Raw genomic sequence first — 14,542 nt, forward strand, 5'->3', positions numbered from 1 at the left:
ATACTCCTGATTCGGTAGTGCGTCCCCAACAGCGTCCGATGCGCTCCCCACCCGCGACCAGTTCAACATCTGTACCGGTGCGCCCGCGGGATGCTCTACTGGACCCATGCCTGGTTACGGGGAGTTCTGCCCGGTCGCGAAGGCGATGGATGTGCTGGACGAACGCTGGACGCTGCTGGTGGTTCGCGAATTGCTCTTGGGCAGCAAGCATTTCAACGAACTGCGACGCGGCAATCCGAAGATGTCACCGGCGCTGCTGTCGCGCCGCCTGCGCTCGCTGGAACGCGCCGGCATCCTGCTGCGCGAGGTGGACGACACCGGCCGCACCTCGTATCGGCTCACCGAGGCGGGACGCGAATTGTCGAGCGTCGTCGAGGCTTTGGGCGCGTGGGGCATGCGCTGGATCCCCGACCTCGGCGAAGACGATCTGGACCCCCACCTGCTGCTGTGGGATATGCGCCGCACCATTCCCCTGCACACCTGGCCGCCGGATCGCACCGTACTGGCCCTCGAATTCACCGACCTCGACGGCAAGGCCGCCCGCTGGTGGCTGATGGTGCACCGCGCCGAAGCCCAGCTCTGCGATTACGACCCCGGTTTCGAGGTGGCCGCCACCCTCCGCACCACGCTGCGCACCCTCACCGAGCTGTGGCGCGGCGACCGCACCTGGCCCGCCGCCCTGCGCGAACGCACGGTCGAGATCAATGCCACCGCGCCCGTCCAGCGCGCGGTCCCCACGTGGATCGGCAGCTCCAGCTTCGCGAAGATCCCGCGCGTCGATCAGGGCCGGGCGTAGACGGTACGACCATGCGTCCGTGGGATTTTGGACGGGTGTGGTGTTCGACGAAGGGGATGTCGAACACCAACCCGCATCGACAAGGATAGCCCTCCGCGGGGGCGGCGCAAGTCGTGGCGTTTCGGAATACGGTTTCGCACAGGGGATTTCGATACCCCGGCGGGGTTCATGCGGCCGGGGACTCCAGTCCGGCGCGGACCGCCGCCACCAGCGGCGAGGTGCGGTAGGCGGTGGCCACGGCCACCAGCCAGGCCAGCTCGCCCCGCACGGTGGGCTGGGGTGGATGGCGGAAGGTCTCGCCGCGGTCGATGGCGGGCGCGCCGGTGCCGTGCGCGTACAGGGCGGCCGCGATCCGGGCCGCTTCGACGGCGGCGGGGCGATCGGCGGCGGGGATGCCCAGTTCGGCGGCGAGACGTTCGGCCCGGGCGGTCATTTCGGCGGTGAGGTGCGGTTGCAGGAGCAGCAGGGTGTCGCGGATCTCGATGACCCGGCGGTAGACGCGATCGCGGGTGGGGCGGCGGGTCACCGGGGCGGCATCGGACAGTTCGGGGGCGGCTGCGCGCAGATCCGACCACAGCGGGTGCAGGCGGGGCAGCGCGCGCACCCGGTGCAGCACGCCGGCCGCCTGCGGCAGCAGCGACGGGCACAGGTAGCCGAGCAGCATGACGGCCGCGCCGAGACTGGCGAAGGCGGGGGCGATCTCGGTGTTCAGGCGGAAGGCGTCGATATCCGCCCAGGCGGCGGCGATGGCGGCGACCTTGCCGATGCTGTAGCCGACCGCGATCAGCGAGCCGATGCCGAGCAGGCGCAAACCGATACGCAGCCAAGGCTGTTCGCGGGTCTGCGGCAGCCAGGTGCGGCAGAGCTGGGCGATCCGCAGCAATCCCGCCGTGTAGGCGAGCAGGTAGACGCCGAGGAAGGCGTCGACCGCTCCGGTTCTCGCGTAGTGGTAGTCGAAATCGGTGGCGTGCACGGCGTCGTGCACCGGCGCGAGGGCGAACAAAGCCACCATGAGCGCCACCACGACGGCATTGACCAGCATGACCGTGCGGGCCCGGCTCCACGGCGCGGCCGCCGCCGGACCTTCGGGTTCGACCAGGTACGCCGTCCACACCAGCTGCGACAGCACCGCCGTGGCGATGGAGGAATACACGATCAGCGTCGCCAGGTTCGGCACGCCCGAGACCCGGCCGATCCATTCGTAGATCTGCGGGACGGCCGCTTCGAAACCCGTTGCGGCGCAGGCGATCGACACGGCCACCGCCCAGCGCGCGGGCGCGTGCGGGGCGCGGGCGGCCAGCACCAGCCGCCAGGCGCAGGCCAGCACGGCCAGCGCGCCGATACAGCCGTAGGTGAGCGCGAACTGCACGTGATCAGTCTTCCCCGGGGCCGAGCGTATCGAGCAGATTGCGGATATCGGCGGGCACCGAATCCGGGAGCACCCATTCGGCGTGCGGCGTCCAGCGCGAAATATGGTGCGACATCAGCAGATCGGCGATGTGCTCGGCTTCCTGTTCCTGCTGTTCGGAGGAGCAGGTGCGGCCCAGCATGCGGCGCACCACCGCCGGGTCGATATTCGGGGCGAGCAGGCGCAGCGCGTCCTGGCCGGTGACGGTGACCGTGCGATGCCCGGCCAGCAGGTGCCCCAGTTCGTGGCACACGATGTGATCCTGATGCAGCGGCGACGTATCGCTCTGGTAGGCAATGAAATCGATGTCGCGGGTGACCAGCAGTCCACCCGACAGGCCCGCCACCGGGAACCGTTCGGGCCGCAGCCGCAGCGGCCGCTCCCGGCGTGCCGCCAGCGCCGCGGCCAGCTGGGTCACCGTGAAGCGACCGGTCAGCCCCAAGTGCCGCAGCTCCCGCCGCAGGCCGCGCCGGTCCATCATCGCGTGCTCACCGTCGGAGCCCGCCCAGGCCGCGATTCGCATGGCTCACATATCTCCCCCGCCGTGCTCGGCCTCGATCCGCCGCAATACGTCCAACATCGCCACGATGGCCTCGGCGCGCACGATACCGTGCGCCAGGCCGTCGCGCAGGACGAGTTCCAGCGCCTGTCCGTCGGCTTTTCCCTTGAGCGCGTTGACCAATGCGAGTTCGCGGCCGCGCGCCACCGCCAGCTCCGGATTGGTCAGCGGGTCCAGGCTGTCCAGGCCGAAATACACCCGCAGCGCGTCCAGGGTCTCGAAGGACGGGTTCACGGTCTGGCCGGTGCGCAGCTTCCACAGGTAGTTCGCCGACAGCGCGAAACCGGTGGTGTCGGCGATGTCCTCGGCCAGCGCGCGATGGGTGATCTCCACCTCGCGGCCCGCCACGGTGGCCGGTGGGTGCATGGCATTGATCAGCGTGGTGAGTGCGCTGGTGAACGGATGCTGTTGTGCGGCAACCATTCGAATCGTGTCTCCTGCAGTTGACAGGCGCGGTGAGCGCGATCATATACTCAGTCCGATTTCGCGACCAACCGCCGAACTCGTTGTCCCAGAAGGGGAGGACACCGACGACCGGTGCGGCCGCCGAAGTCAGGATGGGGCGATCGACGCGGCTCGCCCCATTCGGGAAACGGCGACCGGCAAGCTGAGCGGTCCTCGGTGCCGGAACCCCGAACGCCACGGAATCGACTGCGCGTCAACGGCGATGCGCGGTGCGGGCCAGTGGTCGTAGATCGCTTTCAGCACGGCGCCGATAACCGGGCGTACCAGCGCATTGCCCACACAGGCGTGCGCACCGTGCCCGAGTGCGAGCTGCGGATTGGGGTTCCGGCGCACGTTCAATTTGCCTGGGGCGTCGAATATTTCGGGATCGTGGTTGGCGGCGGCCAGGCAGAGCAGTACCGTCTCGCCCGCTCGCACGGTGTGACCGGACAGTTCCAGATCGGTGCGGGCGAAGCGCGGACCGGCCAGGACCTGCGGGGACAGGAAGCGCAGCAGTTCGTCCACCGCCGTGGTGGGGTCGGTCGCGGCGCGCAGGGCGGCGAGTTCGTCCGGGCGGGCGGCGAAGGCGTGCACCGCGCCGGCCAGCACGTCCATCAGCACCTCGTACCAGACGAACAGCAGGTAGAAGAGCAGTCCGGCGGTCTCGCCCGGGTCGCCGGAATGCACCAGGCGGCCGAGCATGGTGGCGTCGCCGTCGGTGCGGCCCTGGGCGAGTGCGCCGGTGATGACGCGCTGCATGATCTGCAAGGTGTCGCGGGCGCGCGGGCGGGCATCGGGGCGCAGGGTGGTGTTCGCCCACTCCGCCAGGGCCGTGCGCTGCGCCGGGGACAAGCCGAGCAGCTCGCCCAGCAGCAGGCCGGGTAGCGGCAGTGCCACGCGGTCGACGAAGTCGAATTCCGGGGCGTCGTCGAGGGTGTGCAGCCAGGGGGCGATGAGCTCACCCGCTCGCTCGCCCCATTCGCCCGCGCGGCGCAATTCCCCGACCACCGCGCCGCGCAATCGGGCCAGCTGGTCGGGTTCGCTGTTCTGGAAGACGTCCAGGGGCGGCGGCACCGCGAAGCCGCGGTAGTCCGTCTCGCCCGCATACCTCAGATTCGTGGACAACCGCTCGTCCAGCAGGCCGGCCCGCACCTCCGGATACCTGGTCACCAGCCAGGCGGGCGGGCCGTCCGGCGTGCTCACCCGGTGCACGCCGCCGTCATCGCGCAACTCCCGCAAGACATCCCACGGATCCCGGGCGAACGCCGCATCGAAGATACTTCGCATCGAGTCATCATCTCCTGTGCGGCCCAGGCCATTTCGCGGACCTCACCGATTCGCCGATATCCGCGACTACCCCGGCGCGGCCTGCGAACGGGACAGCCCCACCGCCGTCACGCACATGACCAGCACCGCGAGGGCCGTGACGAGCAGCCCGAAACCGTGTGCGCGCAGGCGCTCGTCGAGCACCGTGCGGCCCAGGAACGCGGCCGCCAGCGGCTCCGCGATCGTCACCGCCGGCAGCGAAGCGGCAAGCGGGCCCACCTGATACGCGCGCTGCTGCAGATACAGGCCGACCGCGCCCGAGGCGACCAGCGCCCAGGTTTGCCAGCTGCTCAGCACCTCGGCCACGCCGTGCTCGAAAAGGTCGGTCACGTAGGACGTCAGCGCCGCCGCCAAGCCGAAGAGCGCGCCGCCGCCCGCGCCGAGCAACAGCGCCCGCTCCCCCGCGCCGAGCTGCCGGCCACCCTCGGCCCGGCTCGGCAATGTCGCGCGCTCACCCGCACCGAGTAGCCCGCCTCGCCTCCGCAACGTCGCCTGTTCCCCCGCGCCTGCACGCCTTCGGATCTGCGGGGCCTCCGCAGCGGCGACGCTGATTGCCACCGCGCCGAGCAGCACGGCGAGGGGTATCAGCCAATCACGCAGCGGCGCGGTCGAATTGCCCTCGGTGGGGTTGCCGATCACCACGAAACACACCAGCGCGGCGGTCAGCGCCACCGCCATGCCGAGTTCGCGTCCGGTGATCCGCCGCCCGTTCAATCGGGCGGCGAGCGGGAGCGCGAAAACCAGCGCGCTCACCAGGATCGGCTGCACCAGCAGCACCGCGCCCAGGGCCAGCGCCGCGACCTGCATGCCGTAGCCGCCCGCATCGCCGACCATCCCCGCCCACCAGCGCGGATTCCGGATCAGCGACCCGATCAGCGGCTGGTCCGCCGCGACCGACGCCGCGGCCCGCTGTTGCGCGACGGCCGCGATCGCGAACAACAGGGCCGCGAGCAAAGCGCAGGCAATCGCTCCCACCGGATGATTCGGCATCCGGCCAGTCTGCCGCACCGCACCCGTTTTTCCCGGCGATGCCGTCCCCTCCACGGCACCGCCGGAGCGCGGCGCTGCGCTCGTGGCAGGTGTTTGCCGAGAAAGAGTGAAGCGCATGCCATGTCATACGAACAAGCCGAACGACTAACCCTGAATAGGGTCTGCGTGCTTCTGGTCACATGCGCGCCCCCGCGCGCACGACTATTCGCCCGGCTGCATCGGATTCGAGTAAATCCGGCTGGGCGTCACGAACACCAAGGTCCCCCGCTTCTGCCGCATCACTTGCTCATAGGTATCCCAGTCCTGCTCCACCCCCGCCGCCGCGAACACCTCCCGCACCAGCAGCCGCTGCTTCTCACTGTCGATCCCCGCCTCCGGATCATCCGGCCCGATCAACCGAGCCGTCCCCTCCACCGTCATCCACCGCCACCCGCTCCGCACGGTGAGCGCAATCGCCGGATTCCCCCGCAAATTAGCCAGCTTCGCGGTAGCACTCGGCGAAACGAACCCCACCGCCTCCACCCCCGTCACCGGATCCGGCAACACCCCCGCATTCACCACGGTGGCCTGCGGAGTCCCATCCCCCCGCACCGTAACCGCCACACTCAACCCGAAATCCAGCGCAACCAGCTCCGAAAACCCCTTCAGATCACCCACGACACTCCTCCCATTCGACCACCTCGACGGATTCGCCACGAGATTCTGCGCCACCCCCCACCCCTTGCCACAAGCCCCCCACCGCGATATACGTTGAAGAGGGAAGCGAATTCCGCCCCTTCTCCCCACCCCTCCCGCTATCAACAATGCAGGGCACCATCACGACGTTGCCCCGCATCACGATTCGAAGGGGACCCCATGTCCGCGAAACGCTTCCACCTCGCCGCAGCCGTACTCGGTACCGCCCTCCTCCTGACCGCCTGCGAACAAGGCAGCAACTACCGCGACCTCAAAGGCATCCCAGGCCAGGAACCCGACTCGGTAACCATGTACATCAACGTCGACCAACACCCCAACCTCGCCAAAGTCTGCATAGACGGCATAGCCTTCATGACCACCTCCAGACTCAGCGACGACGCCGTAACCCGAGTCCCCGAATGGGACAAAACCTGCCCCACCCCCAAAACCAAGTAGCGACTCAGTCGCCCGCCTGAGCGGGGCTCACCACGGCGATGCACAGGTGGAGGTGGTCGCGGGCGGAGGGGACGGATTGCAGTTGCATGCGGACGGTGACCGGGCCCGCGGCGGTGCGGACGTATTGGGGTTCGTCGACGGAGCGGTCGAAGGAGACTCGGCGTTCGAGCCAGAGGCGGGCGAAGTCGGGGTCGTGCTGTAGGTGGGCTAGTAGTTGGATGCCCACCTGCGGGTTGCCGAAATGGGCGTACATTCCGCGCATTCGGGCGACCACGTTGGCGACCTCGGTGTCCCAGTGGAGCATGGTCTTGCGGCCTTGGGGGCCGAAGAGCCAGAGCATGACGTTGTTCGCGGCGACCCGGCCGGGGAACAGAGTCTCGTAGGCGTCGTTGGCGGCGACTACCTCCCAGGCCAGGTTGCAATATGCGGCGGGGCGGGGCATGAGGTCGTCGAGAAAGGCGCGCTCACCGGGGGTTACATCGGAGCGGAGCTGGGCGGGGAGCCATGGGCGGGGCAGGTGGACGCGGGTCAGATCGTCGAGGTGGCGGCGCTCGTGGTCGGAGGTGAGGCCGAGTGCGTGGGCGAGGGAGAGCTGTGACGCCTCGGTGAGGCCGGTTTGTTCGCCGCGTTCGAGTTTCTGGATGGTGCGGGGGGCGAGAAAAGCGCGCCGGCCCAAGGCTTCCCGGGTCAGGCCGAGACGTTTGCGATGGAATTCGATGTAATCGCCCAGGGACGGCAAGGGGAGAATCAAGTCGTCGGGGGACACGGACACCTCTGAATTACCGCGGGCAACAAGAAAAGGCCCGGCGTCGCCGCCGAGCCTTTTCTTGTTCGAGTGGAGCTAAGGGGACTCGAACCCCTGACCCCCACACTGCCAGTGTGGTGCGCTACCAGCTGCGCCATAGCCCCGTATTCAGTTTGCTCACGGGGCGTGCCCCGCTTGCTTGAACGAAGTTACACGACGGCGGTCGAACAAACCAAATCGCCTGCACAAGAGCTGGCGGGGGCGATCTTCAGGGGGTATGGTCGAACGTATGTTCGACAGCAGAGAGGTGGAGGCGATGGGCGATGAAGAGCTGATCGAGTCGCTGCGACGGGCACATGGGGCGGCGGCTTTCGCGCAGGCGGCGGAGGTTACCGCGGTGCGGGAGGTGTATCGGCGGCATCGGGCCGGGAACGCGGCGCCGGGGCCCGGCGGGGTGCGGGCCGGGGAGTTCGCGGCGGCCGAGGTCGCGGTGGCCGTGCAGGTGTCGGAGGGGGTGGCGGCGGCGCTCATCGATATCGGGCTGGCGCTGGACTCGCTACCGCAGACCAAGCTGGCGTTCGCGGCGGGGCGGATCGACCTGTCGCGGGTGCAGGTGATCGCGGACTGCCTGCGCGGATTGTCGCGGGAGGTGCGAGAGACGTTGGAGCCCAGGCTGATCGAGGTGGCCATGCGGTCGGATCCGGATCGGTTGCGGCAGACCGCGGGACGGTGGGTCATCCGATTCGATCCCGAGGGTGAGCAGCGGCGGCGGGAAGAGCGCGAAGAGGACCGGGATGTGCGGATTCGCGCCATTCAAGAGGGGATGGCGGTGTTCGACGGGATGCTGCCCGCGGCCGGCGCGCAGACCGTGGCCATGCGATTGCGTGAGATGAGCCTGGAAGTGTGCGCCGAGGATCCGCGGTCCATGCCGCAGCGCCGGGCCGATGCCCTGGTGGCGCTGGCCGACGGTTCCGGGCGGCTGACCTGCGCGTGCGGTCGCGGGCGCGCATGCCCCAAGTCGGCGCCGGTGCGTACGCGTCGCCGGCCGCTGATCCAGATCGGGGTGTCGGCGGAAACGCTCATCGGCTTGCGCGACGACCCGGCTTACCTGTCCGGTCACGGGCCCGTCGATCCCGCCTTGGCGCGCAGTCTCGCCGAACACTCGGCCTTCCTGGTCATTCCGGAGCAGCCCACCGAGACCGAAGAACCCCGGAAAGCTGTCGGCGAGAACGCATCTCAGCCCCCGGCCACTCCCGGCGTCCGGCCCGCCACGCCCGGTATCAGCGACGCCCGAATCCCCCGGCCCACCGGCCCGGGCATCGGCGATGCGCGTGTCGCACGCCCGGTGCACGTGGCCCCCACCCCGTACGAACGAGCCTTGCAAGCCTCCATGCGCCGCCACCCGGCCGGACGCTCGACCCGCGAGGTGAAGGCCGCCGACGGTACCTGCCGTTTCCCCGGATGCCCGATGCCCGCCGCCGAAACCGTGCTCGCCCAGGTGCTTCCGATCTCGGCCCGCCAGGTCTTGCGGTCCACCGATTCGACCCGCGCGTCGCTCTGCGGACATCACTACCGCTTGAAGACCATGGCCGACCGCGGCAAGCAGCCGTGGCGGGTCTACCTGGCCGACCCCGATCATCTGCGATGGATCGACCCCACCGGCGAGCCGCACGAAACCGTCCGGGAAGGTGCGCGGTATCTGTTCCCACACACCGATTTCGAAGCCCCCGCTCGCCCCGCGGCCTGCTTCCTGCGCCCGGTCTCCATTCCCCCGGAGCCCCCGGCTGCCCGGCACTCCTACCCGGTGGACCTGGCCTATCCCTTGGAAGATCACGTCCTGATCCATCCACAGCTCTCCCGCTGCACACCGGACAACGATCTCCCCGACGCCACCACCCGCGCCGGAACTCGCTGACCGCCAACAGTTTTCCCGGTATCTGCTACACCCCGCCCGTCAGCCCGGCATGCGCTCGGCCGGGATCTCACCCGATGAAGTGAGATTCCGGCCGCAAGCGCGCCGGAAAGACCGGTTCGGAATACCCGGAAGCCGCCGGCCAGCGCGGCTTCCACTCCCCGATCCACGGAACCGTGTCCGGCACGGTTCCCTGCGAGGGGTGCGGCTCGCCCCGGTTGCCCCCGATGGGCCGCACCCCGCCCAAATCCTCGACTCGAGCGCGCGACAAGCGCCCGGCCACCGTACCCCGGCTCGCCGTCCGGCATAAGGAAGCGAACACCGTCGCTGTGGATGTTCGTCCCTGCCGCGCTCGCCGCCCGGTTGCAAGTCGCCGCCACACTCGCATGCTGGTGGCATGCACCCGGATTCCGCCACCGATCCCCTGCTGCTGGAGCAACGCCGCGCTCTGCTGCGTGAACGCCTGCATGCGATACGCACCGAACTGGCCGCCCTCACCGCGGACTACCGAGCACTGCCACGTTCGGGCCTGCTGCTGGACACCCCGGGCATCGGAGCGCTCACCACGCCCGGTTACTGCGTGGCCGGGGCCGCGGAGGTCTTCGACGAAGCCGCCATCGAACTCGATGCCGCCGACGACGCGCTCGCCCGGGCCGCCGACTACACCACCAGACTCCGCCGAGCCGCCTTGAACGACTGAACCACGATTCCTACGGCGGCCACGGGCAGCTCCCGACAGGCATGCGATGCCCGGACGCCGTGTGCGGGTGGCGATTCACCCGCACGACGCGGAACGGCCGCACCCCGGAAGGTGCGGCCGTCGAACGCGGCTCACTTGGATACGTTCAGCACCCAGCCCTCGTCGTTCACGTCGATCTTCTTCCCGTCCAGGAACACCGACGGCGTAGCCACCCGCCCGTCGGATGCCTTGGACAGCGCCTGCTCGGCCGCCTCGGCATGGTTACGGGCATTGTCGACGCGCTCCCCGGAGGTGATGCACTTGACCGCCTCGTCGGAAGCCCCGGCCGTCTTGGCGATCTCGGCCAGCGCCTTGTTGTCGTGATCGGACCCGCCCTCGGAAGGCTGCTTGCTGGTGAAGAGCAGTTCATGGAACTTCGAGTACGCCGGCCCGTTCCCGGCCTGGGCCACGCACTCGTTGGCCGCCACCGCGCGCGTCGAGTAGTCCTTGCTGCCCGACTGCCCGTCCAGGAAGTTCAGCAGCCGGTACCGCACCGCGAACTTGCCCTCGTCCACCTGCTGCGCGATCTCCTGGCCGTAGATGCGCTCCAGCTGCCCGCACGCCGGGCAGATCGGATCCTCGTAGACGTCAATGGTTTTCGCGACGTTCGGCTTCCCCAGCACGATCGCGCCGTCGGAGTCCATCGCCACCGTGACCGCGGGGTCGTGCGCGGGCCCGTACCCGTCGTTGCGCACCTCGTCGCTGCCGCGATTCCACTGGAACACCGCGAACACGATCAGCGCGACCATCACCACGGCCACCCCCGCCAGCGCATAGGTGGTCTTGCTGGAGACCGGCTGCGGGGTGTGCTTCGACGTCGGTTTGCTCACCCCGCACACTCTGCCCCAACCCGCGACCGGTGCCCAGCCCGGGGTCGCCGCCTAGGACGCGACGACGGCGGGTTCGTTGCGGCGCAAGGTCTCCGGAGCCAGCACCCAGACCGCCGACGCCGAGGCCAGCAGCACACCGGTGGCGGTCAACGCCACGCCGTAGGAGACGTGATCGGCGAGCAGGCCGATGGCGTACGGGCCGAGGAACGTGCCCAGGTCGGCCGACATCTGATAACCCGCCAGCACCGGCCCGCCGCGCGTACCGGGCCCGACGATATCGGCGACCGCGGCCTGCAGCGCCGGGGAGAACATCCCGGACCCGAGCCCCGCGACGAAGGAGGCGGCCAGGAACCACGGCAGCGCGGGCGCGAGCCCCAGCCCGGCGGTGCCGAGCGCGCAGATCAGCGTGCCCGCGATCAGGAACGGCCTGCGGCCCAACTGATCCGACCAGCGCCCGGACAGGAACAGCACCGCGGCATTGCCGGCCGCGAAGACGGTCAGCGCGACACCGGCCATGGCGGCGTCCCGGCCCAGCACCTCGACCACGATGAGCGGCACCAGCGCCATCCGCACACCGAACACCGCCGCGCCATTGCCGAAGTTGGACCACAGCGCCGCCCGGTACGCGGGCCGTTCCAGCCCCTGCCGGAAGGTCATGACGGGCGCGCCCTTGCCCGCCTCGGGCAGCACCAGGGGTGAATCCTTCAGCGCCACATAGACGATCAGGCTGGCGATCAACAGGGCGATGCAATAGATGATGAACGGCGCCCGCAACCCCAGGAACGACAGCGCCCCGCCCACCAGCGGCCCCATGATCGACCCGATCAGGAAACTGGTCGAGTACACCCCGGACACCCGCCCGCGTTCGGCCGGCGGCGACATGCGGATCACCAGGGCCAGCGAGGACACCGTGAACATGGTCGAGCCGATGCCGCCCAGCGATCGCAGAATCAGCAGCTGCCAATAGGTTTGCGCGAAGGCGCAGGCGCCGGTGGAGACCGCGACGATGATCAGGCCGGTGAGGTAGACCGGGCGCTCGCCGAGTTTCTGCATCAGCCGCCCGCTCATGGGGGCGAAGAGCAACCTCATCAGCGCGAAGGCGCTCACGATGAAGGAGGCCGCCGCGACGCCCACGCCGAAGCTGCGGGCGAATTGCGGAAGAGCTGGAGCTACGAGACCGAAACCGATGGCGATGGTGAAGGCCGACCCCACCAGTACCCAGATCTCGACCGGCAGGGATTTGGTCTTACTCACCGGATAGCGCCCGTCCCACCATCTCCTCCGCGGCCGCTTGCACCTGGGTCAGGTGCTCGGGGCCTTGGAACGATTCCGCGTAAATCTTGTACTTGTCCTCGGTGCCCGAGGGCCGCGCGGCGAACCAGGCGTTCTCGGTCACCACCTTCACCCCGCCCAGCGCCGCGCCGTTGCCGCGGGCTCGGGTCTGGATGGCGGTGATGGGTTCCCCGGCTATCTCGGTCGCGGTGATCATGTCCGGCGTCAACGCCGCCAGCTTGGCTTTCTGTTCCGCCGTGGCATTGGCGTCGACCCGCGCGTAGGCCGGTGAGCCGTACCGCTTCTCCAGTTCGGTGTAGCGGGTGGACGGACTCTGCCCGGTCACCGCGGTGATCTCGGCCGCCAGCAGGGCCAGCAGGATGCCGTCCTTGTCGGTGGTCCACACGGTGCCGTCCATGCGCAGGAACGACGCCCCGGCCGATTCCTCGCCGCCGAAAGCCAGGCTGCCGCTGAACAATCCGGGCACGAACCATTTGAACCCGACCGGGACCTCGTAGACGTCGCGGCCCAGCACGCCGACCACGCGATCGATCATGGAGGACGTCACCACCGTCTTGCCGATCTTGGTGAGCGCGTCCCAGCCCATCCGGTTGGCGATCAGGTATTCGATCGCCACCGCCAGGTAGTGGTTCGGATTCATCAGCCCCGCATCGGGAGTCACGATGCCGTGCCGGTCCGCGTCCGCGTCGTTGCCGGTCGAAATGTCGTAATCGTCGCGAATGGCGACGAGCGAGGCCATGGCGTACCGCGACGAGGGATCCATCCGGATCCGCCCGTCGGCGTCGAGGGTCATGAACCGCCAGGTCGGATCGACGAACGGATTGACCACCTCGAGCTCGAGGTCGTACCGCTGCCCGATCTCCTCCCAGTAGTCCACCGACGCCCCGCCCATGGGGTCCGCGCCCAGTCGAATACCCGCGCCCCGAATGGCATCCAGATTCAGGACATTGGGTAGGTCACCGATATAGCGATCCAGATAGTCGTACCGCTCCACCTTGGTGAGCAGGGCGTGCGCCAGCGAAGTCCGCTTCACTTCCGAAAGCCCGTTGCGCAGCAGCTCATTGGCGCGCGCGGCGATGGCGTCGGTGGCGACGGTATCGGCCGGTCCCCCGTGCGGCGGATTGTATTTGAACCCGCCGTCGCGCGGCGGATTGTGCGACGGCGTCACCACGATGCCGTCGGCCTGATGCCGGGTCCCGCCGCGATTGTGCCGCAGCACCGCATGGCTCAAAGCCGGTGTGGGCGTGTACCGATCACGGGCGTCGATGATGGCCGTGACGTCGTTGGCGGCAAGCACCTCGATGGCGGTGGTCCACGCGGGCTCGGACAGCGCGTGCGTATCCCGCGCCAGATACACCGGCCCGGTGATGCCGCGCGTCGCCCGGTACTCCACGATCGCCTGCGTGATCGCGAGAATGTGCGACTCGTTGAAGGCGCAGTCCAGCGAGGAACCCCGATGCCCGGAGGTCCCGAAGCTCACCAGCTGCTCGGGATCCGACGGGTCCGGGATGCGGCTGTAGTACGCCGTCACCAGATGCGCGATGTCCTCGAGGTCCGTGGGGCGCGCGGGTCGACCGGCACGATCGTGCGCCAAGTTCGTGCCTCCCTTCCGTATTGCCTGTGCCCGGCTCGTCATCAGGATCACGGCCGCACCCGCTGCCCGATCGAGGCAACGAGAAAGGCCGCGGCCAGGCTTGCCGCAACGCCGATCACGACGTTCGCCACCGCATAGCTGTAAGCGCCCTCCTCAGCCCATCGAACCGTTTCACACCCGAACGTACTGAACATGATCAGTGCCGCGGGGAACACGGTTCCCACGGTGGCGAGCAGCCGATGGTTTGCTCCCGTTCCGAACGACGCAAACGCCAACGCCGACCCGGTCACGTTCACCAACGATGTGCCCAGTGGGAAGACACTATCGAATCGAGGGGCCCCCGCGCGATCCGCCGGAGCCGGGAAGTGCGCGGCGAACCCGCCGCCGGAGGCCGCCGACGCCACCGTCATCGCCGTTTCACTCATCGCCTGCCCCCAATCCTCGTCGCGCCGTTCCCGATAACCCACCGCGTCTCGCCCGTCCGGGCACCACCGCCGCCTGCGACACCACCACAGTCCCCCCGTGCGATCCGGGCCCGGCTCCCATCCGGCCCCGATCCGAGCAGTCTACGAACTTCCGCGCCGAGAGTGGAGGGGGCGCCGCGGCCGATGACCGGGAGATCGGCGGCGCGGGAACCGGCGGCTCGAGTACCCACCCACCCTCCTCTCCAGTTTGCCAATTCGTAGCTGTTCGGCGTGTTGCTGAGCCTGAACAGACCCCGGGAACTGCGAGGATAGTGCGGCTTGCCCGGAGTTGTCCCATCGGCCTGGAGGAG

The 14,542-nt window shown here is 69.0% G+C and carries 15 protein-coding genes and 1 tRNA gene; 4 read left to right on the forward strand and 12 right to left on the reverse strand.

Features of this window, described 5'->3' with window-relative positions; translation table 11 throughout:
* Nucleotides 1-106: 106 nt before the first annotated feature.
* Nucleotides 107-796: a winged helix-turn-helix transcriptional regulator gene (locus tag LTV02_RS19315; protein WP_233041288.1), complete on the forward strand. Its 690-nt coding sequence runs from the start codon at nucleotides 107-109 to the stop codon at nucleotides 794-796.
* A gap of 166 nt (nucleotides 797-962) precedes the next feature.
* Here the strand turns inward: LTV02_RS19315 and LTV02_RS19320 are convergent, their stop codons facing one another.
* From LTV02_RS19320 to LTV02_RS19345, 6 genes are all read right to left on the reverse strand, one after another.
* Complete coding sequence (locus LTV02_RS19320) at nucleotides 963-2,165, reverse strand: MAB_1171c family putative transporter (RefSeq protein ID WP_233041289.1); 1,203 nt, start codon at nucleotides 2,163-2,165, stop codon at nucleotides 963-965.
* Nucleotides 2,166-2,169: 4 nt separating this feature from the next.
* Entirely contained in the window at nucleotides 2,170-2,727 is a 558-nt protein-coding gene (locus LTV02_RS19325) for an ImmA/IrrE family metallo-endopeptidase (protein WP_233041290.1), read from the reverse strand.
* 3 nt (nucleotides 2,728-2,730) lie between these two features.
* Complete coding sequence (locus LTV02_RS19330) at nucleotides 2,731-3,186, reverse strand: hypothetical protein (protein ID WP_233041291.1); 456 nt, start codon at nucleotides 3,184-3,186, stop codon at nucleotides 2,731-2,733.
* A gap of 129 nt (nucleotides 3,187-3,315) precedes the next feature.
* The gene (locus LTV02_RS19335; RefSeq protein WP_233041292.1) at nucleotides 3,316-4,494 is read right to left on the reverse strand and encodes a cytochrome P450; all 1,179 of its coding nucleotides are present in this window, start codon (nucleotides 4,492-4,494) and stop codon (nucleotides 3,316-3,318) included.
* Nucleotides 4,495-4,560: 66 nt separating this feature from the next.
* Complete coding sequence (locus LTV02_RS19340; protein WP_233041293.1) at nucleotides 4,561-5,523, reverse strand: DMT family transporter; 963 nt, start codon at nucleotides 5,521-5,523, stop codon at nucleotides 4,561-4,563.
* 201 nt (nucleotides 5,524-5,724) lie between these two features.
* Nucleotides 5,725-6,180, reverse strand: a complete 456-nt coding sequence (locus LTV02_RS19345) for a pyridoxamine 5'-phosphate oxidase family protein (protein ID WP_233041294.1) — start codon at nucleotides 6,178-6,180, stop codon at nucleotides 5,725-5,727.
* Between the two features lie 198 nt (nucleotides 6,181-6,378).
* Between LTV02_RS19345 and LTV02_RS19350 the strand changes: the two genes are divergently transcribed.
* On the forward strand, nucleotides 6,379-6,654 hold the full coding sequence (locus LTV02_RS19350; RefSeq protein WP_233041295.1) for a hypothetical protein: 276 nt from the start codon (nucleotides 6,379-6,381) through the stop codon (nucleotides 6,652-6,654).
* A gap of 4 nt (nucleotides 6,655-6,658) precedes the next feature.
* Here the strand turns inward: LTV02_RS19350 and LTV02_RS19355 are convergent, their stop codons facing one another.
* A complete protein-coding gene (locus tag LTV02_RS19355; protein WP_233041296.1) occupies nucleotides 6,659-7,420 on the reverse strand; it encodes a helix-turn-helix domain-containing protein in 762 nt (253 codons plus the stop codon).
* A gap of 70 nt (nucleotides 7,421-7,490) precedes the next feature.
* Nucleotides 7,491-7,563: transfer RNA gene (locus tag LTV02_RS19360), tRNA-Ala, on the reverse strand.
* A gap of 125 nt (nucleotides 7,564-7,688) precedes the next feature.
* Here LTV02_RS19360 and LTV02_RS19365 point away from each other — a divergent pair.
* Both LTV02_RS19365 and LTV02_RS19370 read left to right on the forward strand, forming a co-directional pair.
* Nucleotides 7,689-9,314, forward strand: a complete 1,626-nt coding sequence (locus LTV02_RS19365) for a DUF222 domain-containing protein (RefSeq protein ID WP_233041297.1) — start codon at nucleotides 7,689-7,691, stop codon at nucleotides 9,312-9,314.
* A gap of 394 nt (nucleotides 9,315-9,708) precedes the next feature.
* Nucleotides 9,709-10,011, forward strand: a complete 303-nt coding sequence (locus LTV02_RS19370; RefSeq protein ID WP_233041298.1) for a hypothetical protein — start codon at nucleotides 9,709-9,711, stop codon at nucleotides 10,009-10,011.
* A gap of 131 nt (nucleotides 10,012-10,142) precedes the next feature.
* On the opposite strand, the gene LTV02_RS19375 is transcribed toward LTV02_RS19370, so the two are convergent.
* From LTV02_RS19375 to LTV02_RS19390, 4 genes are read right to left on the reverse strand one after another with little or no spacing between them, the layout of a single operon-like run.
* Nucleotides 10,143-10,880 carry a DsbA family protein gene (locus tag LTV02_RS19375; protein ID WP_233041299.1) on the reverse strand — a complete coding sequence of 246 codons (738 nt, stop codon included), beginning with the start codon at nucleotides 10,878-10,880 and terminating at the stop codon, nucleotides 10,143-10,145.
* A gap of 51 nt (nucleotides 10,881-10,931) precedes the next feature.
* Complete coding sequence (locus tag LTV02_RS19380; RefSeq protein ID WP_233041300.1) at nucleotides 10,932-12,134, reverse strand: MFS transporter; 1,203 nt, start codon at nucleotides 12,132-12,134, stop codon at nucleotides 10,932-10,934.
* On the reverse strand, nucleotides 12,127-13,767 hold the full coding sequence (pgm, locus tag LTV02_RS19385) for a phosphoglucomutase (alpha-D-glucose-1,6-bisphosphate-dependent) (protein WP_067715831.1): 1,641 nt from the start codon (nucleotides 13,765-13,767) through the stop codon (nucleotides 12,127-12,129). Before pgm ends, LTV02_RS19380 begins: the two co-directional genes overlap by 8 nt.
* 47 nt (nucleotides 13,768-13,814) lie before the next feature.
* Nucleotides 13,815-14,234 carry a fluoride efflux transporter FluC gene (locus LTV02_RS19390; RefSeq protein ID WP_233041301.1) on the reverse strand — a complete coding sequence of 140 codons (420 nt, stop codon included), beginning with the start codon at nucleotides 14,232-14,234 and terminating at the stop codon, nucleotides 13,815-13,817.
* Nucleotides 14,235-14,542 lie beyond the last annotated feature (308 nt).

This window comes from Nocardia yamanashiensis, from assembly GCF_021183565.1.
GTDB classification, from domain to species: Bacteria; Actinomycetota; Actinomycetes; order Mycobacteriales; family Mycobacteriaceae; genus Nocardia; species Nocardia yamanashiensis.